Origin of the sequence: Halomonas sp. MCCC 1A11062 (genome assembly GCF_021404355.1) — a bacterium.
Lineage (GTDB): Bacteria > Pseudomonadota > Gammaproteobacteria > Pseudomonadales > Halomonadaceae > Halomonas > Halomonas aerodenitrificans.
Map to the genome: position 1 here is coordinate 243,262 of NZ_JABFTW010000002.1, position 20,768 is coordinate 264,029.

Genomic DNA, 20,768 nt, shown 5'->3' on the forward strand with positions numbered 1-20,768 from the left:
CGATGTCGTGCGTCAGGAGACCGGATGCGTCAACCCGACACGCTCGGCTTTCCAGCGGCAAGATGAACCTGCGCTCGTTGCGGGAGTCCATCGCAGAGACGCTTCATCCGAAGTAAATTCACCCAAGGAACCCCACATGGCACTTCGCTTCACGCTGCTCATGGCCACCCTGTCCCCCCTGGCTGTCGTTTCGGCAGCGCATGCCGACGAATGGCCGGGCCCGGTTCAGGCCCTGGTCGAGGAAGGACTCGAGATTCACGGCGAATTCGAGGCGCCCGGCGGGCTGGTCGGTTACGCCGCTAGCCATCAGGGTCGCGAGATGACCGTCTACGTCACGGCCGACGGCCAATATGCCATCGTCGGCACCATGATCGATGCCGAGGGCAACGACCTCTCCGAGGCCCCCCTCGACGAGTTGGTGAGAGCCCCTCAGGAGGAGCAGGTCTGGCAGCAGCTGGAACAGAGCCACTGGATTCAGGACGGTCAGGAAGACGCGCCTCGCGTGCTGTACACCTTCACCGACCCCAACTGTCCCTACTGCCGGCAGTTCTGGGAGCAGGCCCGCCCCTGGGTCGAGGCCGGTGAGGTTCAGCTGCGCCACGTCATGGTGGGTATCCTGCAACCGGACAGCCCGGCCAAGGCTTCCGCCCTGCTGGGCGCCGAGGATCCCGTGGCCGCCTTGCACGACCACAGCGGCGGCGACAGCGTGGCTCCCTCGGCCCAGCCCCGCCATATCGAGGATAAGGTGTATCGCAACAATCAGCTGTTCGACGAGCTCGGGCTTTATGCCACCCCGACCACGCTCTATCGCCACGAGGGGCGGCTGCAGCGTGTAGACGGCATGCCGAATGAGGCGAGGTTGCACGAGATGATGGGCGGCGAGGCCCCCTAAACCATTGCGACGACAGGACGACCCCGCTGACGCAGCGCGGGGTCGCCACTTGAATCACCCTCGAGCGGGTAGCGCCCGGGCCAGGAACCAGCCCGCTACCATGGCCACGAGCATGGCGAACAGCGGCGCGGTGAGCCCGGCAATGGAGGCGATAGCCGGCCCGGGGCAGTAGCCGGAAAGCCCCCAGCCGACGCCGAACAGGGTAGCACCACCGATCAGCCGCGCATCCAGATCCTGACGAGTCGGCAGTTGGAATGTCTCGCCGAGCATCGGCCGCTCCCGGCGAAACACCAGCCGGTAGCCGATGAAGGTCGTCACCACGGCGCCCCCTAGTACGAACATCAGGGTCGCGTCCCAGGCACCGAAGATATCGAGGAAACCGAGCACGCGGGCGGGGTCGGTCATGCCGGCAAGCGCCAGGCCCAGGCCGAACAGCAGCCCGGCGATATAACCCATGACGGTTTTCATGCGCCGCCTCCCAGCACGTGCCGTACGATATAGACGGTGACGATGGCGCAGACCAGGAAGGTCAGCGTAGCCACCAGCGAGCGCGGCGACAGCCGAGCCAGGCCGCAAACACCGTGACCGCTGGTGCAGCCACTGCCTAACCCGGTTCCCATCCCCACCAGCAGCCCCGCCACCAGCATCAGCCCCACACCACCGGCGGGCGGACCGACCACTTCTCCGGGCGCACCGGCCACATTGCCCAGCCCACCTCCCGACAGCATGAGCAGCAGTGGGCCGCTGATCAGTCCTAGCACGAAGGCCACGCGCCAGGCGCTGTCACCCTTCGGAAGCGTCGTCACCAGGCTCCCGACGATACCGCTGATGCCGGCGATGCGGCCCAGCGTTGCCATCAGCCATACGGCCGATAGGCCGATCAGCACACCCCCTGCCAGCCCCTGCAGGCCTGCCGTCCAATCCATCTCTAGCTCCTTCGTGTGTCGTCGTTGATCAATGGCTTGGGTTGTCCTGCGCTCACCTGACCGACGCTGCCACAGGAGAGCCCCGGCACAGCGTCTCCACCGCGCAGCGAGCGCCAGGCGTCAAAAGTGCTCAGGTAAACCTGACCGGTCAACTCACGACAGAAGCGGGTATGCTGCAGTCGATCCATCACCGGCCCCTTCACCTCCGCCAGATGCAGCCTGACCTCGGCATCGCGCAGGCGGGCATTGATCACCTCGAGACTTTCCAGGGCCGAGGCGTCGATGACGTTCACTGCCTGACAGGTCAGCACGATATGCCGCAGCCCAGGCTGACGTGCCGCCAGCGCCATGACCGTGTCCTCGAGGTAGCGCGAGTTGGCGAAATAGAGACTCTCGTCGACCCGCAGAATGGCCAACTCAGCGTCGGTTTCGACCTGATGCCGTTCCACGTTGCGGAAGTGCTCGGTACCCGGAACGCGTCCTACCACGGCACTGTGAGGACGGCTCGTATAGTAGAGATGCAGCGCCAGCGAGAGCCCCACGCCTGCCAGGATGCCTGTCTCGACCCCCACACCAAGCGTCAAGCCGATGGTGACGAGCATAGCCATGGCATCGCAGCGGGAGTACTCCCAGTTCCTGCGAATGGCGGCAACGTCGACCAGAGACAGCACTGCCACGATGATGGTAGCCGCCAGGGTCGCAATCGGCAGATGAGCGATCAGCGGCGTCAACAGCAATGCCGCCGCGGCGATGCCTAACGCCGTGAAAGCGCCTGCCGCGGGCGTCTGGGCGCCGGCGTCGAAATTCACGACCGAACGGGCGAAGCCGCCGGTAACAGGCATACCGCCGGTGAAGGAAGCGGCGATGTTCGAGGTTCCCAACCCGATGAGCTCCTGGTCGGGGTCGATACGCTGCCGCCGCTTGGCGGCAAGGGTCTGACCCACCGATACCGACTCGACGAAGCCGATGATGCTGATCAACAGCGCCGCCACCCACAACTGACTCCACAGACCGCTATCGAAAGCCGGCAGGGTCAGCGGCGGCAGGCCCGCAGGTACCGTGCCCACCACGGCAACGCCCTTGGCATTCAGCCCCAGCCACCAGCTCGCCAGTGTCGTTACCGCCACGGCGATGATTGGCGCGGCCTTGGTCAACGTCTCCGCCGGTCGCGGCGGCATGCCTGCACGCTCGAGGCTCGGCTTGAGCCAACGCCTGGCGGCATATAGGAATACCAGCACGGAAAAGCCGACTGTCAGCGTTGGCAGGTGTAGGTCGCCGAGACCAACGGCCAGGCTGTTCAGCCAGTCGAGCAGATTGTGTCCTTTGGCCGCCACGCCCAGCACGTGCCCCAGCTGACTGGCCGCAATGAGCAGACCGGTGGCGGTGATGAACCCCGAGATCACAGGGTGGCTCAAGAAGTTGGCCAGAAAGCCTAACCTGGCCACCCCCATCAGGGTCAGGACGAGCCCCGACATCAGTGCCAGCACCAGAGCAGCACCGAGATACTCCGGCGTGCCCTGGGGGGCCACCTGCCCCACCGCCGCTGCCGTCATCAGCGACACCACCGCTACCGGCCCCACCGCCAGGGTGCGGCTGGTGCCGAAGACGGCGTAGATCACCAGCGGCGCGATGCTGGCATAGAGCCCCACCTCCGGCGGCAGTCCGGCCAGCATGGCGTAGGCCAGCGACTGCGGGATCAACATGACGGTGACGATCACCGCCGCCAGCAGGTCGCTGCCCAAGGTCGCCCGACCGTAGCCGGGCAACCACTGCAGGATGGGAAGGTAGCGCTTGGGATTCACGCGACGCGCCTCAGAACTTGTCGATCGGCACCTTGAGATAGACCTGGCCGTTGTCCTCCGGGGGCGGCATGTGACCGGCACGCATGTTGACCTGAACCGAGGGCAGGATCAGGCGCGGCATGTCGAGGGTGGCGTCACGCTCGGTGCGCATGTGGACGAACGCTTCCTCGCTGATCCCCTCACGCACGTGAACGTTATGCGCACGCTGCTCGGCCACCGTGGTCTCGTGCTGATACTGCTCGCGATCCGGCGTCTTGTAGTCATGGCAGAGAAAGAGGCGCGTTTCGTCCGGCAGCGCCAGCACCTTCTGGATCGAGCGATAAAGGGTGCGGGCATCGCCACCGGGAAAGTCACAGCGGGCGGTGCCATAGTCGGGCATGAACAGGGTGTCGCCGACGAAGGCGGCATCGCCGATCACATAGGTGAGGCAAGCCGGCGTATGGCCCGGCGTATGCAGTACTCGTCCTTCCAGGCTGCCGATGGCAAAGGTATCGCCTTCCTCGAAGAGGCGGTCGAACTGACTGCCGTCGCGGGCGAACTCGGTGCCGGCGTTGAAGACCTTGCCGAAGACCTCCTGCACCACGGTGATCCTGGCACCGATACCGGTCTTGCCGCCAAGCTTTTCATGCAGGTAGGGAGCAGCGGAGAGATGGTCGGCGTGAACGTGGGTCTCGAGGATCCATTCCACCCTCAGCCCTTCGCGCCGGATGAAGGCGATAATGGCGTCTGCCGAGCGGGTATCGGTGCGTCCCGCGGCGTAATCGAAGTCGAGCACCGAATCGATGATGGCACAGGCGCTGCTGCCTGGCTCCCTCACCACATAGCTGAAAGTGTTGGTGGGCTCGTCGAAGAAGTGGGTCACGATCGGCTTGGACATGGGGCCATTCCTCCGCTGTACGTCATTGCCGGGTATGATGACAGCATACATCAAATTTAGTTATATTCTTAGGCTTTTTTGTTATATAAAGCCTGCGACACAAAATCCATGACGATCAGCGATGCAGACACCCAAGCGAGGCCAAACGCTGACGCGATGGACCTCGCCATGAGCGTGTCGATGGCGTCACTTCTTCAGCTTGCAGGTATTGATGCCAAGCAGTTGGTAGGCCGGGCAGAAATTGAACAACCCGGTTGCCAACGGCACCACGCCAATCCAACCCCAGGCGCCGATGCTCCCGGTCAAGGCCAGACCGATCAGCACCGCACCGACGACGATGCGCGCCACCTTGTCGATACCGCCAACGTTGCTCTTCATGTCTTCACCTCACTGTCATGGTTCAGAAGCTGAATACCGGAATACTCAAGTCACGCATCATTTCGGCAATGCGGCCTGGAGCCGCCACGCCGATGCCTTCGCGCAGGTCGCTTTGGGCATAGTCGCTGTTGGGCAGGTAGATGGCGCATACATCGACCTGGGCCCCCTGATTGACCAGCATTTGCAGCATCCCCTCCGGGGTCACCTGTCCCGCCGGGTTCTCTGGTGGGGTATTGATCGGCGCGGAGCTGGCGTAGCTCCTGACCGCAAGGTCGCCGGCAGCATCGCAGAGCAGAAGCGACAACTCGGTGCCTTGCTGCTGCATGGCATTGGCAAGAATCATTGCCATGCCTTGGGTTTGCAGGGACTCGCTGGTAAGGATCACCAAGGCTCGATCGGCGGCAGCACCATGCTCAGCGTCAGCCCCGCTGGAACCGTCGGCCGACACTGCACCAGACAACCCGATCAAGGCTCCTGCGGCCAGGAAGAAGCTCGTTCTGATCATCGCTCGCCTCAAATTTTTAATAATAAAATGGAATATTTTAATAACCAATATTCAATCAAAGCGTAGCCTAAATAGCTTCATCTCTTAAGAGGAAAGAGAGGGATAATTGACCCATATCAATTTTTTACTGACTCCCGGCCTTGCCATGCCGTACTGACAGCGCCTTCAGCAGAACGAAAAAAGGCCGCACGCAGCGGCCTGGTAATGGAAATATGCAGTGAACTGGGAAAGCGCTTTCCTAGAGCTGAATACGGTCGCCGTAGCCCGGCACTTGCGCTTCGATACCGCTCTCCTCCAAGGCGTGCTTGAGCACCTGCTGGGTTTCAGGCTCGCCATGCACCAGGTAGAAACGTGGCTTGTCGCGGAAGGCACCGGCCCAGCCGATCAGTTGGCTCTGCCCAGCATGGGCGGAGAAGCCGCCAATGGTGTGCACCTTCGCCTTCACCGCAAGCTCCTGCCCGAGAACACGCACCTTCTCGGCTCCGTCTACGAGCTGGCGCCCCAGCGTGCCGGCCGCCTGGAAGCCGACGATCACCAGGCGGGTGTTGGGTTTTTCGAGGTTGTAGCGGAAATGATGAACGATACGTCCACCGGTGCACATACCCGCCCCGGCAATGATGATCGCCCCGCCGTGAATGCGGTTGATCGCCATGGACTCCTCCACCGTGCGCGTCATGCGTAGGATCGGCAGGTAACGGCCGGTATCGCCGCTGGCTGCGATGTTGAGGACCTTGAGGTCTTCGGCATCAAGACTCTTGCGGGCACGGTGGTAGAGTTCGGTGACCTTGATCGCCATGGGGCTATCGAGGAACACCATCTGCTGACGCAATCGGCCCGCGTGGTAGAGCACACTGAGGTGATAGAGGATCTCCTGGGTTCGGCCCACGGCGAAAGCGGGAATGAGTACGTTACCTCCGCTGGCGTGGGCCTCCTCCAGCACTTGGGCAAACTCTTCGAGCGTCTCTTCCAGGGGGCGGTGGTCGCGATCGCCGTAGGTGCTCTCCATCAGCACCACATCGGCTTCGAAGAGCTTTTCCGGCTCCTTCATGAGTACCGAGCTCGGGTTTCCCAGGTCGCCGGAAAAGACGATCCGCTTGGTCTGCCCGCCGGATGGCACCGCCAGCTCGACGATCGCCGAACCGAGGATATGACCGGCATCGCGAAATATCAGCGTCGCTCCACCCGGCAACGGGATGGGCTGGCCATACCCATGAGACTTGCACTGCTGCAGTGTGCGCTCCACGTCCGCCAACTCGTACAGCGGCTCGAGCAGCGGCTTGTCGTTGCGCTTACGCCACTTGTTTTCCCACTCGACGTCCTTGGCCATGATGAAGGCGGCATCCTCGAGCATGATCTCGAGCAGGTCCCGCGTACCGCGTGTGCAGTGAATAGGGCCGCTGTAGCCTTCCCGCACCAGTTTGGGCAGCAGCCCAGCATGATCCAGATGGCCGTGGGACAGTACCACGGCATCGAGCTGCCTCGCCAGGCTGCCGAATGGCTTGGCATTGGCCTCGTCGGCACTCTTGCCGCCCTGGTGCAGCCCACACTCCAGCAACACACGATAGGAACGGTCGGTCCCTTCCATCTCGATGAGATACCGGGAACCGGTGACTTCACCGACAGCCCCTTGAAACGTCAACGTCGACATAAGCGTATGGTCCACCAAAGTTCATTGCTTGCTTCAAGCATAACGGAAGGCGAGCCCGCCGGCTGAACCGAAACACCGGCCCAGGTCAGGCTACATGAACGGTCTTCAACTTGACCTCGGGTTTTTCATGCCCTGAAAACACATGGATTTTCTAGGCATCGCCGCATCGGATCTTTGAGGTGGTCACCTTGGCATCGGGCTCTCTACGCTTTTGAAGCGGGGCTCGCACATGGCTTCAGGAGGGAAGCTGTCATGACCAGTTCGGTGCTCCCGGAAGCGCAAGAAGCGCTCTCCGGTCAAACGGCATTTGGCGATCCGAATGCATCGAATGTCGTGCAGTTCCAGCACGGTCTCGATGGCTATGCTGGCGTCGTCGACACCTATCTGCACGAATCGTTTCCCGACACCGGTCGAGCGGCGTCGAAGTCTCTCACCGTAGACAGCGTCGACAAGAAAGGCGAGGTGCAGACGCTGCTACGTTTCGAGCATATATTTGGCAACGAACCCGGGCAGATCCCGCTCGGCGCCACCATTCTTTCGGCCACGCTGGAACTCAACACGACCAGCAAGGGCGATGGCGCACGCCTGCATCGCATGGTGATGCCCTGGAGCGATGATGATACCTGGAACAGCCTGGGCAACGGCATCCAGGCCGACGGGCAGGAAGCTGCGTTGCAGTACGACCTCATAACCGGTTTCGTACCGGCCGGCATCACCCAACTGGACGTGACGACAAGCCTGCAGGCCTGGGCCGACGGCCAGCCCAACTTCGGCTGGGCTTTCCTGCCGCTGGGTCCCGACGGTTGGGGTTTCACCTCGGCAGAAGGTCGCATCACTCCCAAGCTGATCGTCGAGTACCGCCTCGACGGCGGCGGGGAGCCGCCGGTGAATCGCCCACCCGTGGCAAACGATGACAGCGCCACCACCATGGCAGGCATCGCCGTAGAAATCGCCGTGCTGGCCAACGACAGCGACCCGGACGGCGATCCGCTGACAGTAGCCAGCTTCACCCAGCCCGCGAATGGCAGCGTTGCACTCAACCCGAACGGGACGCTGACCTATTCACCGGCGCCCGGCTTCGTCGGTGACGACATCTTCACCTACAGCGCCTGGGACGGCGCCTTGGCCAGCGAGCCCGCCACGGTTCATGTCGCCGTCAGCGCAGCCGAGCCGCCACCGCCCGCCACCGGCAGCCTTCACTTCCAGCACGGCGTGGGTGGATATGCCGGGGTGGTGGACACCTATCTGCATCAGACCTCGCCCGACACCAGCCGAGCGACCTCGAAGTCGCTCACCGTCGACAGCGTGGACAAGAAAGGTGAGGTGCAGACGCTGCTGCGCTTCGAACACATCTTCGGCAGCGAAGCCGGACAGATCCCGCTCGGCGCCACCATCCTCTCGGCCACCCTGGAGCTCAATACGACCGGCAAGGGCGACGGCGCCCGCCTGCACCGCATGGTGATGCCCTGGAACGACAGCGATACCTGGAACAGTCTGGGCAACGGCATCCAGGCCGACGGGCAGGAGGCCGCGCTGCAGTACGACCTCGTCACCGGCTTCGTGCCGGTGGGCACCACCCGCCTGGACGTGACGGCGAGCCTGCAGGCCTGGGCCGACGGTCAGCCCAACTACGGCTGGGCCTTTCTGCCGCTGGGTCCCGATGGCTGGGATTTCGCCTCGGCGGAGGGCGGCGTACCGCCCAAGCTGATCGTCGAGTACCACCTCGACGGCGGCGGAGAGCCGCCGGTGAACCGCCCACCCGTGGCCAACGACGACAGCGCCACGACCACCGAGGGTGTGGCCGTGGAGATCGCCGTGCTGGCCAACGACAGCGACCCGGACGGCGACCCGCTGACGGTGGGCAGCTTCACCCAGCCCACCAACGGCACCGTCACGCTCAACCCGACAGGCACCATGACCTACTCACCGAACACGGGCTTCATCGGCAGCGACAGCTTCACCTACCGCGCTTCCGACGGCAGCCTGCAGAGCGCAGCCGCTACGGTCATCGTCTCCGTCACCCACAACGTGCCGCCACCTCTGCCGCTGGAGACGAGCTATATCGCAACGGCCTTCAACACCAGCGATCGCCGCAACTTCGAACACAACAACGCCAACAAGAGCTTCTTCCATGACGGCAAATGGTGGGCCGTGCTGCCCGAGCAGAGCGGCTGGCACGTCTACCGTTTCGACGGCACCCTGCCCGAGCCCGGCACGCAGGGCGGCTGGAGCAGCGCCAGCCCGACCCTGCTCACCAGCGGTCGACGCGCCGACATCGCCTGGCACGACGCGAGCGACACGCTCTACGTGCTCAACTTCGGCCCCACCGAGACGAAACCCAGGCTCTATCAAATGAGCTACGACCAGCAGCAGCAGACGTTCGCCATCGAGAAGGACGTGCAGTTGGCGGGCTCGGGCGGCAAGCTGGCAGGGGCCGAGTGGGAACAGAACACGGAAATGGCGCTCGGCCTGGATCAGAACGGCATACCGGTGGTGGCCATGATAGGCCCTTCGGCTTCAGGCGGTTCGGCAGGCCTCAAGCTGGCCTACCCCACCTCTTCCAGTCTTGCCACCTGGGCCACGGTGACCATCGACAGCGGCCCCAGCACCATCTCCGGCAGCAACGGCGACAACAAGGTCGACTTCGTCGCCTTCACGCTCAACGGCATCGACCATGTCGGTCTCGTCTATGGCGACGACGCCACGGGTCTGTGGAAATTCGCCTACCAGGCCACACCCAGCTCTCCCGCCGGCTATGCCTCCGGCTGGGTGATCGAGACGATTACCGGTGCTGTCGTGCTGGACAACCACCTTGCCGTGCTGTGGGACGGCAGCAGCATCATCATGACCGTCAAGGACGACAAGAACGCCATCTGGGCCATCAAGGGCATGCCGGGCGAATGGGAAGCGCCGGTGCTGGTACATTCCGCTTCCCAGAACGGCAGCCGTCCGACGCTGGTCTACGACGAGGACAACGAGCAGATCTACGTTTTCTATCAGGAGAACACCAACCGGCCCTATGGCGACATCCACTTCAAGGTTTCCTCGGCCGCGGAACTGAGCTTCGATGCCTCGAGTCCGGGAACGAAGATCATGACCAGCAGCCGCGACGGAGAGAACATGAGCGACCCCCAGACCCCGGTGCATGCGGTAGGTGCCGCCACCGACGGCATGTTCTTTCTCTTCGCGCGCAACCAGGAAGCCAGGGAGATCTGGTACAACGACTTTCAGCTCAACGACGATGCTTTCCTGGCCTGACGGCGGCCGAGCCCGCAGGCTCACTCCTCCCGTGCCGCTCTAACGAACATGTCGGCGAGTGGCTTGAGCAGATAGCTGGCGAAGGTGCGCTCGCCGGTATGGATCATGACCTCCGCCGGCATGCCCGCCAACAGCTGCATGTGCCCATCGAGGGCCTGCCGTTCGCTATCCGACACCCGCAGGCGCACGCGATAGTACCTGGCTCCGGTTGCCTCATCGTGCTGGCTGTCCGCACTGACGTAGACGATCTGGGCCGGGCTGGTGTGGGTGCGCCGCTGATTGAAGGCGGAAAAGCGTATCTCGGCCGTCTGACCGGTATAGAGCCGGTCGATGTCCCGTCCCGGCACACGCGCCTCGATGAGAAAGCCCTCTCCCACCGGCACCAGATCCAGTAGCGACTCCCCGGGGCGCACCACGTCGCCGACCGAATGCACACGACGATCCACCACGGTGCCCTCCACCGGCGCCTTGATCACGGTACGCAGGAGCTGGTCCGACAGCGAGATCATGCGCTCTTCGGCCTCTGCCACGCGCGCCTGGGCGTCCCGCAGCTGCTCTGCGATCTCCTTGTGGAACTCCTGGACGCGTATCTCACGCTGCAGGCGGTTCTCGCTCAGCAGCGAACCGAGGCGACCGATCTCGGCGCGACGGGCGGCAACTTCCCCCTCGATCAGCAAAAGATCGCGCTCGACCTCCCGCAGTCTGAGGTTATTGACCAATCCCCTCTCGAACAAACCCCGCAGATCGCGCTCCTCGGCACGCAGCGAGGCGAGATGACGCTCGCCCAGGCGCACCAGCTCCTCCAAACCCTCGACCTGACGGCGCATCTGTATCACCTGCTCATCCAGTGCTTCCAGCGAGCCCAGGTGGGACTGGCGCCTGGCCACGAACAGCGCCTGCTGCAAGGCCATCACCTCCTGAGCTCTGGGCAAGTCGCCTTGCGTGAATTCTTCCGGCATGGCCAACGCCTCGCTTCCCTGCTGCTCGGCCAGTAGCCGCAGCTCAGTGGCCCGGTAGGCAAGGTAGTGGGAGCGCAGGATCTGAAGCTGGCTGCGGGCCTGGATGTCATCGATCACGACCAGAGGCTGACCGGCCACGACCAGATCGCCATCCGCCACCAGAATCTCCCTCACGATTCCCCCCTCCAGATGCTGGACCGAACGCCGGAAGGACTCGACCGCCACATGACCGGGCGCGACCACCGACACGGCGAGCTCAGCGAAGGAGGCCCAGCCAACGAAGCCGCCCAGGCCCAGCAGCAGCACCAGCAGACCGAAGCCGTGGTAGCGACGCTCATCCAGAGGCACCTCACACGACACCAGCTCCGACAGTGCCTCGTCGCCACCTTGCCTACGCGGCTCCGTGGGTTCATGCGCAATGTTCATTGCCGCCTCCCACAGGCGTTCCCATCGCCCTTGAGGCGAACGAACGCGCCTCCGCCGTGGCCGCGGGTACCGGCTTGATGGCCAGGCCGGCCATGACCTCCTCACGCAGACCGAAGCGCTGCACTTCTCCGTCGCGCAGCAGCAGGAGCCGGTCCATGTCTTTCAGTACGCTGATCCGATGGCTGATGACGCACAGCGTGACGCCCTCCCGTTTCAGCGTCTGCATGGCCTCGTTCAGAGCTTGCTCGCCGCGGTCATCGAGATTGGCATTCGGCTCGTCCAGCATTACCACCACGGGATCGCCATAAAGGGCCCGCGCCAGGGCAATGCGCTGACGCTGGCCACCGGAAAGACCGCTGCCGGAAGCGATGACGGTGTCGTAGCCTTCGGGCAAGGAGAGGATCATCTCATGGACCCCCGCCTTGCGGGCCGCCGCCACGACCCGCTTCGAGTCGACCTCGCCGAAGCGAGCGATGTTCTCGGCCACAGTGCCGTCGCAGAGTTCGATGTCCTGGGGCAAATAGCCGATACAAGGCCCCAGCAAGTCACGTTTCCAGGTGGCGATGTCGGCACCGTCGAGACGCACCGCACCGCTCGTCACCGGCCAGATGCCCAACATGACTCTGATCAATGAAGATTTTCCGGCAGCGCTGGGGCCTATGATGCCAAGATGCTCACCGGCAGCGAGTTCGAAGCTCACGTTGTGCAACACCGGCTGTCGCCCACCCGGTACGCATGCCGAAACGCTTTCGAGGCGAAGCTCTCCCCTGGGCCGAGGCAGGGCCATGCGCTCAGGCTCTTGCGGCACCCGCTGCAGCAGCTCTTCGAGGCGGCGATAGGCCCCACGGGCGGAGACGAAGCCCCGCCAGCTACCGATCATGCGATCGATGGGTGCCAGCGCCCGCCCCATGACAATGGAGCCGGCGATCATCATGCCCGCCGTCAGCTCCGCCCTTAGCACCAACCAGGCGCCGAGTCCCAGAATCAGCGACTGGGCCAGCAAGCGCAGGATTCGTGCGCTGCTGGCCAGCGCTTCCCCCCGGTCGCAGGCCAGCGACTGCCCGGCCAGATAGCGCCGGTGCCGCTGCAACCAGCGGGCCCGCACCCCCGCTTGCATACCCATGGCATGGAACGCCTCGGCGTTGCGCAGATTGGCTTCCACCAGCTCGTTGGCCCTGATCTGCTCGGCTGCAGCATCGCTCAGCAGCGGCTGGGTGATCTTCTCGCCGATCAGGGTAAGCGCCACCAGCAGCAAGCCTGCGGCAGTGGCGAACAGACCGAGCCAGGGATGAAAAAGGAAGAGCACCGCCAGGTAGATCGGTACCCAGGGCGCATCGAAGAAGACCAGCAGCCCGTTGCCGGAGAGGAACTGCCGCAGCGTGGAGAGATCGGTAAGCGGCTGTGCGGATTGCTGGCTGCCCGTGAGCAGGCCACCACCGAACATGGCCTGGAAGAGTCTGCCATTGAGCCCAAGATCGAAGCGGTTGCCCAAGCGCACCAGGATGCGATAACGCACCAGTTCGAGCAGCCCCATGACGAGAAACAGGAAAACGACCACCAGGGTGAGCATCAGCAGTGTCTCGCCGCTCATCGTGACGAGAACGCGATCGTAGACCTGCAGCATGTAAATGGCCGGCACCAGCATCAGCAGGTTGATGAACAAGCTGAACAGCCCCACCGAAACGAAGGCAGCCCGGCAGGCATGCAGCGCATGCTCAAGCTCCGAGGCATCCTGTTTCCTGCCCATCGAGGGTCACCTGCAGATCTGGCGTTGGCACGGAACCCATTTACGCAACGATACAAGCCGTTTCAAATATGGTAGCACGCCGGGTACACCGCATGAGGCGGTGCTCAGAAAAATGCAAGCAACGGCTGAGCGACGCGCTGACCGACATGCGAAAAAAGGCTCACAGCACCAACCCTTTTTTCCTAGCATTGCCGATTGGATAAATCGTCGACTCCCATTCCCCATGACCCCGCTGGCTGGCTAGGCAGCCAGCGCAGCACAAACGCAGAGCCCCGCGCCGTCTTGGACGGCGCGGGGCTCTACTATCCGAAAAGGTCGTTCAGCGTATCAGCGATAGACCGGGAAGCGCGCGCAGACGGCCTCCACCTTGCCCTTCACCTCGCCTTCGATGGCGGCGGTATCCTCACCCTTGGCCATGACGTCGAGGATGTCGCAGATCCAGCCGGCCAGCTCGCGGCATTCGCCTTCACCGAAGCCGCGGGTAGTCACGGCCGGGGTGCCGATGCGCAGACCGGAGGTCACGAACGGGCTCTGCGGATCGCCAGGCACCGCATTCTTGTTGACGGTGATGTGGGCGCGGCCCAGGGCAGCGTCAGCATCCTTGCCGGTCAGGCCCTGCTTGATAAGCGAGAGCAGGAACAGGTGATCCTCGGTGCCACCGGAAACGATGTCGTAGCCGCGCTCGATAAACACACCGGCCATGGTCTGGGCGTTCTTGACCACCTGCTGCTGATAGCTCTTGAAGCCGGGCTCCATGGCCTCCTTGAAACACACCGCCTTGGCCGCGATGACGTGCTCCAGCGGGCCACCCTGACCGCCGGGGAACACGGCCGACTGCAGCTTCTTCTCGATCTCTTCGTTGCCTTCGGCGGAAAGGATCAGGCCACCGCGCGGGCCGCGCAGGGTCTTGTGGGTGGTGGTAGTGACCACATGGGCGTGGGGCAGCGGGCTCGGATAGACCCCGGCCGCCACCAGGCCGGCGATGTGGGCCATGTCGACCAGAAGGAAGGCGCCCACTTCATCGGCAATCTCGCGGAACTTGGCCCAGTCGATGATCTGGGAGTAGGCGGAGAAGCCGGCGATGATCATCTTGGGCTGGTGCTCACGGGCCAGACGCGCCACTTCCTCGTAATCGATGCGGCCGCTGCCGTCGATGCCGTACTGCACGGCGTTGTAGTGCTTGCCGGAGAAATTCGGCTTGGCGCCGTGGGTCAGGTGACCGCCGGCATCGAGGCTCATGCCCAGTACGGTGTCGCCCGGCTTGACCAGCGCCTGGAACACGGCGCTGTTGGCTTGGGAGCCGGAGTGGGGCTGAACGTTGGCGTAGCTGGCAGCGAACAGCTGCTTGGCGTAGTCGATGGCCAGTTGCTCGACGATGTCGACGTACTCGCAGCCGCCGTAGTAGCGCTTGCCGGGGTAGCCTTCCGCGTACTTGTTGGTCAGCTGGCTGCCCTGGGCTTCCAGAACGCGCGGGCTGGCGTAGTTCTCGGAGGCGATCAGCTCGATGTGTGCTTCCTGGCGTGCGACCTCCTTCTGCATCGCATCGAACAGGGCATCATCGAAACCGGCAATCGTCATGTCACGGCTGAACATCGGCGGCAAACCTCGCATGGGGAAATCGGGATGCGCCATGATACCCCAGCCCATGGCGGCTTTCACTTGAAAGGCCGTCATGGGCTGGTGCAGAAATTCTCATGCTGGGTTTAGTGAGAAGAGCTGGATCAACGAGTTTCGACTTTAACACTGAGCTTCCCCGGCACCCCCAACGGGTCGCTCATATAGCTGGTCACGGTGCTTTGTGCCGGCAGGGTCACACGCACGTCGAGGTGCTGCGCACTGCCCTCCAGCAGGTCGACCAATCCCACCAGGATGGCCTGGATCTCGGGGCCGAACATCATGCCGAAGCCCTGGGCCTGGGTGCGCACCTGCTCGACGTACAGCGCCTCGGTCACGCCCTCCATGGCCGCCCCCAGCGTGGCCAGGCGCGAGAACAGGCCCTGGTTGGCCAGGCTCAGGTGAATGTTACCGCCCAGCAGGGTGGCGTCTTCGAGCCACTCCATGTTGCTGAAGGCATCGCTGGGTGTCACCTCGTGCGGTAGCAGCAGCGGCAGATTGATGTCGAGCAGCAGGCTCAAGGCATCGTGTATGTCGATCTGGCTGTCGCTGATCAGCACGCTGTGTTCATCCTTCTCCTGCCAGCTGCCAAGCAAGGCGGCATCGAGGCGCAGCTCGCCGCTGCCGCCGGTCAGTACGTTGCTGACCATGCGCAGTTGGGTGCGCTCATCCTCGGGAGCGAGCTCGATCATGCGCGCCAGATCCATGTGCAACCCCTCGAGACGCACTCCACCCTTGCCGTCGTCGAAGTTGCCGTCGAGATCGAACAGGGCCAGACGAGCGACCAGCTCGGGAGACTCCACGGCCAGATCACGCAGCACCAGCGAGGCCAATTTCTCCTCGCCCTCTTTATCGATCCCGGTCAGCCCCTCCAGGCGCAGCGAACGCAGCGTGAACGACCCGGAGCCGAGCTCTTCCAGTTCATCGAAAACGCCAGCCATGCCGGAGATCTCCAGCATGCCGATCGCCTCATGGGAGAGCGACTCGCCGCGCAGCTTGTCGATGGTCATGCGACCATGGCCGCTGCTGAGCGGCGTGTCGAAGAAGATCTCCTCGGCAAGCTCGATCACGATGCCGTCGATGGCAAGGCTACCCAGGCGCACCTGCTCGGGCGTCAGCGCATCATCATGCAGCGGAAACACCGCCTGCGACGGCTCACCGAGCACGATGCGCTCGACACTCATCAGGGTCAGTTCGGTGAGGCTGTCCTCGATACGCAGGCCTTCGAGCGTGACATCGGTGGGGGCGTCGTAGTCCCCACTGACGATATAACGGTCGATCAGCAGCCGCTCGCCCTCCTCGGCCTCGAACACGATATCCTCGGCGGTGAGCCGTGAACGCAGCATGGCGCTCGAGACATCGCCGATGGAAAGCGTTCCGCCTTCGCTGAACAGCGCGCGCAGGTCGGCTTCGAAGCGCTCTGCGTCCGCCATCGCGACACCATGGGCGCCGAAGAGCGCAACGAAGACAAGGGCCTGCTTCAGGCCGATCGATCGGGGTCGGTAAAGCTTCATCGATGCCACCTCCTGTGCACTGCATCGGTCGGATAGGAAGGTGGCAAGGCACGCCGCACCACATTCGCGTTTACATAGTGTAACCGCATTCATGCAGTGCAGCGCTCAAACATCGCCGCGGGCGTTTCAACGTCGCGGCGGAGGCATCAGGCCTCTCCCAGCAGCCCCAGGCTTGCCGCCGGGGCCTGCTTGCGCAGGCCCCGCGACAGGACATGCCCGATGGCACCGATCAGCGCCGCGCCACCCAAGGGCAGCACGATCCAAAGCCATAGGTGAAGGCGCGGTGCCAGATCGAACCAGGCGATATAGATGCCGGCAGTAGCCAGCTCGGCCAGCAGCGCGCCCATCAGCCCGCTGGCCAAGCCGAGAATGGCGAACTCGGCTCCCTGCACACGGGAAATCAGGCTCTGGCCGGCGCCGAACACCCGCAGCAGGCCGCTTTCGTGAGCCCGCGCCGGACGACTGGCCGTCAAGGAGGCGTAGAGCACGCTCACCCCGGCCAGCAGCACGAAGGCCAGCACCAGCTCCACCGCCCGGGTCACCTGGGCAACGACGTCACGCACCTGGGCCAGGATGGCGTCGATGTTGAGCAGCGACACTCCGGGGAAGCGCTGCACCAGTTGGCGCAGCGTCTCGCCCTGCCCCGCCTCCAGATGGAATGCGGTGATGAAGCTGTGGCCGAAGCGCTCCAGCACCCCGGGTGGGAAGATGACGAAGAAGTTGGGCCGGAAGCTGTCCCAGTCCAGGTTGCGCAGGCTCGCCACCTCACCGACGATCTCCTCGCCGCCGATGGTGAAGGTCAGGCGATCGCCCAGCGACAGGCCCAGGCGCTCGGCCAGCCCATCCTCCAGCGAGATCGGCACCACGCTCTGCGCCGGCTCGGCATCCACCTCGCCCAGCCAGCCGTTGGGTGAGGCCTCCGCAAGCGTATCGAACCACTGGCCGGCTACCATCCGGTTGCCCTCGGGCAGCTCGGCCTGCCAGGTGAGATTGAGTTCACGACGCAGCGAGCCGTCACCGCGGGACTCCACCGGCACGGCGTCACGGGCCGACTCACCGTTGATCTCGGTAAGCCGCCCACGCACCATCGGGTAGAGCGCGGTGCGGTCGTCGGCGTTGGCCTCAAGGGCCTCGATGAATGCCTCGCGCTCGGCGGGCTGGATGTTGATGGCGAAGTAGTTGGGTGCATCCTCGGGCAACTGGTCCTGCCAGGTGGTGAGCAGGTCGCCCCGCACCATGGCGATCATGGCCATGGCGAAGAAGGTCACCGAGAAGGCGAGCAGTTGCCCCAGGCTGGCGGAACGCCGCCGCGCCAGCTGGCGCCCGCCCAGGCGCAGGGCCTGGCTCAACTCCGCTCCCTTGCCGCCCCCCTGGGGCAGACGTGCGGCAACGCGCAGTACCAGGCCGAGCAACAGACCGCCCAGACTCCACAGCACCACCAGCATGACCAGCCCGCCGACCAGCAGCGAAGCCGCCAGGCCGAAGTCGCCGGAGTAGAGCCACAGCAGACCGCCGAACACCAGGCTGGCCACCAGCACCACCAGCCAGGCTGCGGCCGGCAGCGGGTCGAGCTCGCGGCGCAGCACCTTGAGCGCGCTGACCCGTTTCAAGCGCAGCAGCGTGGGGCCGGCAAAGCCGACCAGCACCGCCAGCGCCGTCAGCACACCGAGCCACAGCGGCAGCCAGCCCGGCGGCGGCAGAGTCAGCGGCAGGAAGGCCGTGAGCAGCGCCAGCAGCGCGGCCTGACCGACCAGGCCCAGCAGCGCCCCGAGCAGCGATGCCGCCAGCGCCAGCCACAGCAGCTGCAGGGCGAAGAGCCAGGTGAGATCGCGCTGAGTGGCCCCGAAGCAGCGCAGCAGCGCCGCGGTATCCAGATGCCGCTCCACATAGCGGCGCGTGGCCATGGCCACCGCCACCCCGGCCAGCAGCACCGCGGCAAGACCGGCCAGGCTCAGGTAGCGCTCGGCACGCTCCAGGGCGTTGCCGAGGCCCGGTCGGTCGCGGCGCACGTCACGCACCTCGACGCCGTCACGACGCAGGCGCTCGAGCAGCGGCGCCAGTTGATCCAGCGCCTGGGGCGGGCCGGCGGCAAGCAGCTCGAATTCCACCCGCGCTCCCGGCTGCACCAGGTTGGTGGCCTCGAGGTCGTCGAGATGGACCATCAACCGCGGGTTGAAGTTGCCGAAGCCGGCGGACTGGTCCGGCTCGCGCTCGACCAGTCCGGTCAACGTCAGCTCGCCCTCGCCCACTTGAATGCGGTCGCCCAGCTCCGCCTCCAGCAGCAGCGCCAGGCGCGGCGCCACCCAGGCTTCCCCCGGAGCGGGGCCGTGGCCGACCGTCTCGAGACCCTCGCCGCGGTCGACGTAGACCTCGCCGTAGTGGGGGTAGATGCTGTCCACGGCCTTGAGACTGGCCGGCTGGAAGGCGTCGCCGAAGCTGACCATGGTCACCATGTCGACCTGGTCGCTCAGCGTCATGCCGGCCTCTTCCAGGGTCTGGCGCAGCTCCTGGCTGAAGGGGCGGCCCTGCTCGAGTACCAGATCGCCGCCCAGCAGCTGACCGGCCTGACGGGTCAAACCACGGTCGAGGCGGTCGAGAAAGAAGCCGATCATGGTCGAGGCGGCCACCGCCAGCGCCAGAGCGACGAACAGCGCACGCACGTCGCTGGCGCGCAGATCGCGCAGCAGGCCGCGGGCGGAGAGGCGCAGCAGGTTGGCGCCCTCGGCCTGGGTAGAGGCTCGGCTCATGCGCCCACCTCTTCATCGCGCAATAGTTCGATCAGCTGCCCCTCCTCCAGACGCAGGCTACGATCGCAGCGCGCCGCCAGCGCATGGTCGTGAGTCACCAGTACCAGGGTGGTGCCGGCTTCGCGGTTGAGCTGGAACAGCAGGTCGATGATGCGCGCCCCGGTGGCTTGATCCAGGTTGCCCGTGGGTTCGTCGGCGAACACCAGCTCGGCGCCGGTGACAAAGGCCCGGGCCAGCGCAACCCGCTGCTGTTCGCCGCCGGAAAGCTGCTTGGGCAGATGCTCCATGCGCTCACCCAGACCGACGCGGGTGAGCCAATCGCGGGCCCGGGCCCCGGCGTCGGGAAGCGGCGAGAGCTCCAATGGCAGCAGCACGTTCTCCAGCGCCGTCAAGGTCGGCAGCAGCTGGAAGTTCTGGAACACGAAGCCGACCCGGCCGGCACGCAGCCGGGCGCGGCCATCTTCATCGAGCTTGCCGAGCGTCTCGCCGAATAGTTCGAGCTCGCCGCCGCTCGGCTCGTCCAACCCCGCCAGCAGGCCAAGCAGGGTCGACTTGCCTGCGCCACTCTGGCCGAGGATCGCCACGCTCTCGCCGGGGAACACTTCGAGCTCCAGACCACTCAGAATGGTGAGCCGCCGTTCGCCACTCGTCACCTGCTTGCTCAGCTGACGAGCATGTAGAATCGGTTTGGCGTCACGCCCGGAAGCGGCGGCAAGCGAAACAGCATCTCGAGTCAAGGAGTCGGTCATGGTGAAAGTCTTTCCCTTTGGTCTGGTAGGCGTCTGGCTGGCGCGCTGGCGTTCCTGCGGCGCTGGCCTTGCCGGTAGCGCGCTGTTCGCCCTGGCACTGGTCACTGCTCCGGCCCTGGCAGCCGAGCGTCCGGTCCTGCTGGTAATAGGTGACAGCCTGAGCACAGCCTATGGCTTCGAGCAGGAGGCCGGCTGGGTCACCCTGCTCGAGGAGCGGCTCGACGGCAGCGCGCGGGTCGTCAATGCCAGCATCAGCGGAGAGACCAGCGGCGGCGGTGCCAGCCGGCTCCCCGAGCTACTCGGACAGCACGACCCGGACATCGTTCTGCTCGAGCTGGGCGGCAACGACGGTCTGCGCGGCCTGCCGCCGACCCAGATGGAGGCCAATCTGGCCGGCATGATCGAGGCCAGCCAGGCCGCCGGCGCCGAAGTGCTGCTGCTCGGCATCGACATTCCGCCCAACTACGGGCAGGCCTACCGCCGCGCCTTCACCGACGTCTTCAGCCGTCTGGCCGATACCTACGATACCCCACTGGTGCCTTTCCTGCTGGAAGGCGTGGCGCTGGAAGATGGCCTGATGCAGAGCGACGGCATCCACCCCACCGCCGAGGCCCAACCCATCATACTCGACAACGTCTGGCCCGCCCTCGAACCGATGCTGGAAAACAACGGCGTGCAGCTGGCCGAAGTGGCAGCGGAATGAGCGACTAGCCGGCGGTCCATTTG

Annotated in this window: 16 protein-coding genes; 3 read left to right on the forward strand and 13 right to left on the reverse strand. The window is 64.6% G+C overall.

Annotated elements, in window-relative coordinates:
* The first annotated feature begins 136 nt into the window (after positions 1-136).
* Positions 137-892 (forward strand): thiol:disulfide interchange protein DsbG, encoded by a 756-nt coding sequence (gene dsbG, locus HOP58_RS03640; RefSeq protein WP_234259598.1) that lies wholly within the window; start codon positions 137-139, stop codon positions 890-892.
* A 54-nt stretch (positions 893-946) separates the two neighbouring features.
* Here dsbG and HOP58_RS03645 read toward each other — a convergent pair whose 3' ends face one another.
* The 7 genes from HOP58_RS03645 to HOP58_RS03675 form a co-directional block, all read right to left on the reverse strand.
* Complete coding sequence (locus HOP58_RS03645; RefSeq protein ID WP_234259599.1) at positions 947-1,360, reverse strand: DUF6691 family protein; 414 nt, start codon at positions 1,358-1,360, stop codon at positions 947-949.
* Positions 1,357-1,851, reverse strand: coding sequence for a YeeE/YedE family protein (locus tag HOP58_RS03650; RefSeq protein ID WP_234259648.1), 495 nt, complete (start codon positions 1,849-1,851; stop codon positions 1,357-1,359). The genes HOP58_RS03645 and HOP58_RS03650 overlap by 4 nt, the downstream gene beginning before the upstream one ends.
* Positions 1,821-3,620, reverse strand: coding sequence for a sulfate permease (gene sulP, locus HOP58_RS03655; RefSeq protein ID WP_234259600.1), 1,800 nt, complete (start codon positions 3,618-3,620; stop codon positions 1,821-1,823). Before sulP ends, HOP58_RS03650 begins: the two co-directional genes overlap by 31 nt.
* A 10-nt stretch (positions 3,621-3,630) precedes the next feature.
* Positions 3,631-4,497, reverse strand: coding sequence for an MBL fold metallo-hydrolase (locus HOP58_RS03660; RefSeq protein WP_234259601.1), 867 nt, complete (start codon positions 4,495-4,497; stop codon positions 3,631-3,633).
* Between the two features lie 186 nt (positions 4,498-4,683).
* Positions 4,684-4,875, reverse strand: coding sequence for a DUF2892 domain-containing protein (locus HOP58_RS03665; RefSeq protein ID WP_010627162.1), 192 nt, complete (start codon positions 4,873-4,875; stop codon positions 4,684-4,686).
* Between the two features lie 22 nt (positions 4,876-4,897).
* On the reverse strand, positions 4,898-5,380 hold the full coding sequence (locus HOP58_RS03670) for a hypothetical protein (protein WP_234259602.1): 483 nt from the start codon (positions 5,378-5,380) through the stop codon (positions 4,898-4,900).
* 238 nt (positions 5,381-5,618) lie between these two features.
* Positions 5,619-7,028, reverse strand: a complete 1,410-nt coding sequence (locus HOP58_RS03675) for an MBL fold metallo-hydrolase (protein ID WP_010627160.1) — start codon at positions 7,026-7,028, stop codon at positions 5,619-5,621.
* 252 nt (positions 7,029-7,280) lie between these two features.
* Between HOP58_RS03675 and HOP58_RS03680 the strand changes: the two genes are divergently transcribed.
* Positions 7,281-10,286 (forward strand): Ig-like domain-containing protein, encoded by a 3,006-nt coding sequence (locus HOP58_RS03680; RefSeq protein WP_234259603.1) that lies wholly within the window; start codon positions 7,281-7,283, stop codon positions 10,284-10,286.
* A 20-nt stretch (positions 10,287-10,306) separates the two neighbouring features.
* Here the strand turns inward: HOP58_RS03680 and HOP58_RS03685 are convergent, their stop codons facing one another.
* From HOP58_RS03685 to HOP58_RS03710, 6 genes are all read right to left on the reverse strand, one after another.
* Entirely contained in the window at positions 10,307-11,671 is a 1,365-nt protein-coding gene (locus HOP58_RS03685) for an HlyD family type I secretion periplasmic adaptor subunit (protein ID WP_234259604.1), read from the reverse strand.
* Positions 11,655-13,418 (reverse strand): type I secretion system permease/ATPase, encoded by a 1,764-nt coding sequence (locus tag HOP58_RS03690; protein ID WP_234259605.1) that lies wholly within the window; start codon positions 13,416-13,418, stop codon positions 11,655-11,657. The genes HOP58_RS03685 and HOP58_RS03690 overlap by 17 nt, the downstream gene beginning before the upstream one ends.
* 327 nt (positions 13,419-13,745) lie before the next feature.
* Positions 13,746-15,011 carry a serine hydroxymethyltransferase gene (gene glyA / locus HOP58_RS03695; RefSeq protein ID WP_010627159.1) on the reverse strand — a complete coding sequence of 422 codons (1,266 nt, stop codon included), beginning with the start codon at positions 15,009-15,011 and terminating at the stop codon, positions 13,746-13,748.
* A 128-nt stretch (positions 15,012-15,139) separates the two neighbouring features.
* The gene (locus HOP58_RS03700; RefSeq protein ID WP_234259606.1) at positions 15,140-16,546 is read right to left on the reverse strand and encodes a hypothetical protein; all 1,407 of its coding nucleotides are present in this window, start codon (positions 16,544-16,546) and stop codon (positions 15,140-15,142) included.
* A 146-nt stretch (positions 16,547-16,692) separates the two neighbouring features.
* Positions 16,693-19,293, reverse strand: coding sequence for an FtsX-like permease family protein (locus HOP58_RS03705; RefSeq protein ID WP_234259607.1), 2,601 nt, complete (start codon positions 19,291-19,293; stop codon positions 16,693-16,695).
* Positions 19,290-20,042 carry an ATP-binding cassette domain-containing protein gene (locus HOP58_RS03710; protein ID WP_010627155.1) on the reverse strand — a complete coding sequence of 251 codons (753 nt, stop codon included), beginning with the start codon at positions 20,040-20,042 and terminating at the stop codon, positions 19,290-19,292. Before HOP58_RS03710 ends, HOP58_RS03705 begins: the two co-directional genes overlap by 4 nt.
* On the opposite strand from HOP58_RS03710, the gene HOP58_RS03715 reads away from it, so the two are divergent.
* Positions 20,041-20,745, forward strand: coding sequence for an arylesterase (locus HOP58_RS03715; protein ID WP_010627154.1), 705 nt, complete (start codon positions 20,041-20,043; stop codon positions 20,743-20,745). The genes HOP58_RS03710 and HOP58_RS03715 overlap by 2 nt on opposite strands.
* Positions 20,746-20,768: the final 23 nt, after the last annotated feature.

Bases quoted from the DNA above. Each gene is read 5' to 3' on its own strand.
- HOP58_RS03715 (WP_010627154.1), top strand. From the start codon at position 20,041: ATGGTGAAAGTCTTTCCCTTTGGTCTGGTAGGCGTCTGGCTGGCGCGC.
- HOP58_RS03645 (WP_234259599.1), bottom strand. From the start codon at position 1,360: ATGAAAACCGTCATGGGTTATATCGCCGGGCTGCTGTTCGGCCTGGGC.
- HOP58_RS03680 (WP_234259603.1), top strand. From the start codon at position 7,281: ATGACCAGTTCGGTGCTCCCGGAAGCGCAAGAAGCGCTCTCCGGTCAA.
- HOP58_RS03700 (WP_234259606.1), bottom strand. From the start codon at position 16,546: ATGAAGCTTTACCGACCCCGATCGATCGGCCTGAAGCAGGCCCTTGTC.
- glyA (WP_010627159.1), bottom strand. From the start codon at position 15,011: ATGTTCAGCCGTGACATGACGATTGCCGGTTTCGATGATGCCCTGTTC.
- HOP58_RS03685 (WP_234259604.1), bottom strand. From the start codon at position 11,671: ATGAACATTGCGCATGAACCCACGGAGCCGCGTAGGCAAGGTGGCGAC.
- HOP58_RS03675 (WP_010627160.1), bottom strand. From the start codon at position 7,028: ATGTCGACGTTGACGTTTCAAGGGGCTGTCGGTGAAGTCACCGGTTCC.
- HOP58_RS03660 (WP_234259601.1), bottom strand. From the start codon at position 4,497: ATGTCCAAGCCGATCGTGACCCACTTCTTCGACGAGCCCACCAACACT.
- HOP58_RS03705 (WP_234259607.1), bottom strand. From the start codon at position 19,293: ATGAGCCGAGCCTCTACCCAGGCCGAGGGCGCCAACCTGCTGCGCCTC.
- HOP58_RS03710 (WP_010627155.1), bottom strand. From the start codon at position 20,042: ATGACCGACTCCTTGACTCGAGATGCTGTTTCGCTTGCCGCCGCTTCC.
- dsbG (WP_234259598.1), top strand. From the start codon at position 137: ATGGCACTTCGCTTCACGCTGCTCATGGCCACCCTGTCCCCCCTGGCT.
- HOP58_RS03690 (WP_234259605.1), bottom strand. From the start codon at position 13,418: ATGGGCAGGAAACAGGATGCCTCGGAGCTTGAGCATGCGCTGCATGCC.
- HOP58_RS03670 (WP_234259602.1), bottom strand. From the start codon at position 5,380: ATGATCAGAACGAGCTTCTTCCTGGCCGCAGGAGCCTTGATCGGGTTG.
- HOP58_RS03665 (WP_010627162.1), bottom strand. From the start codon at position 4,875: ATGAAGAGCAACGTTGGCGGTATCGACAAGGTGGCGCGCATCGTCGTC.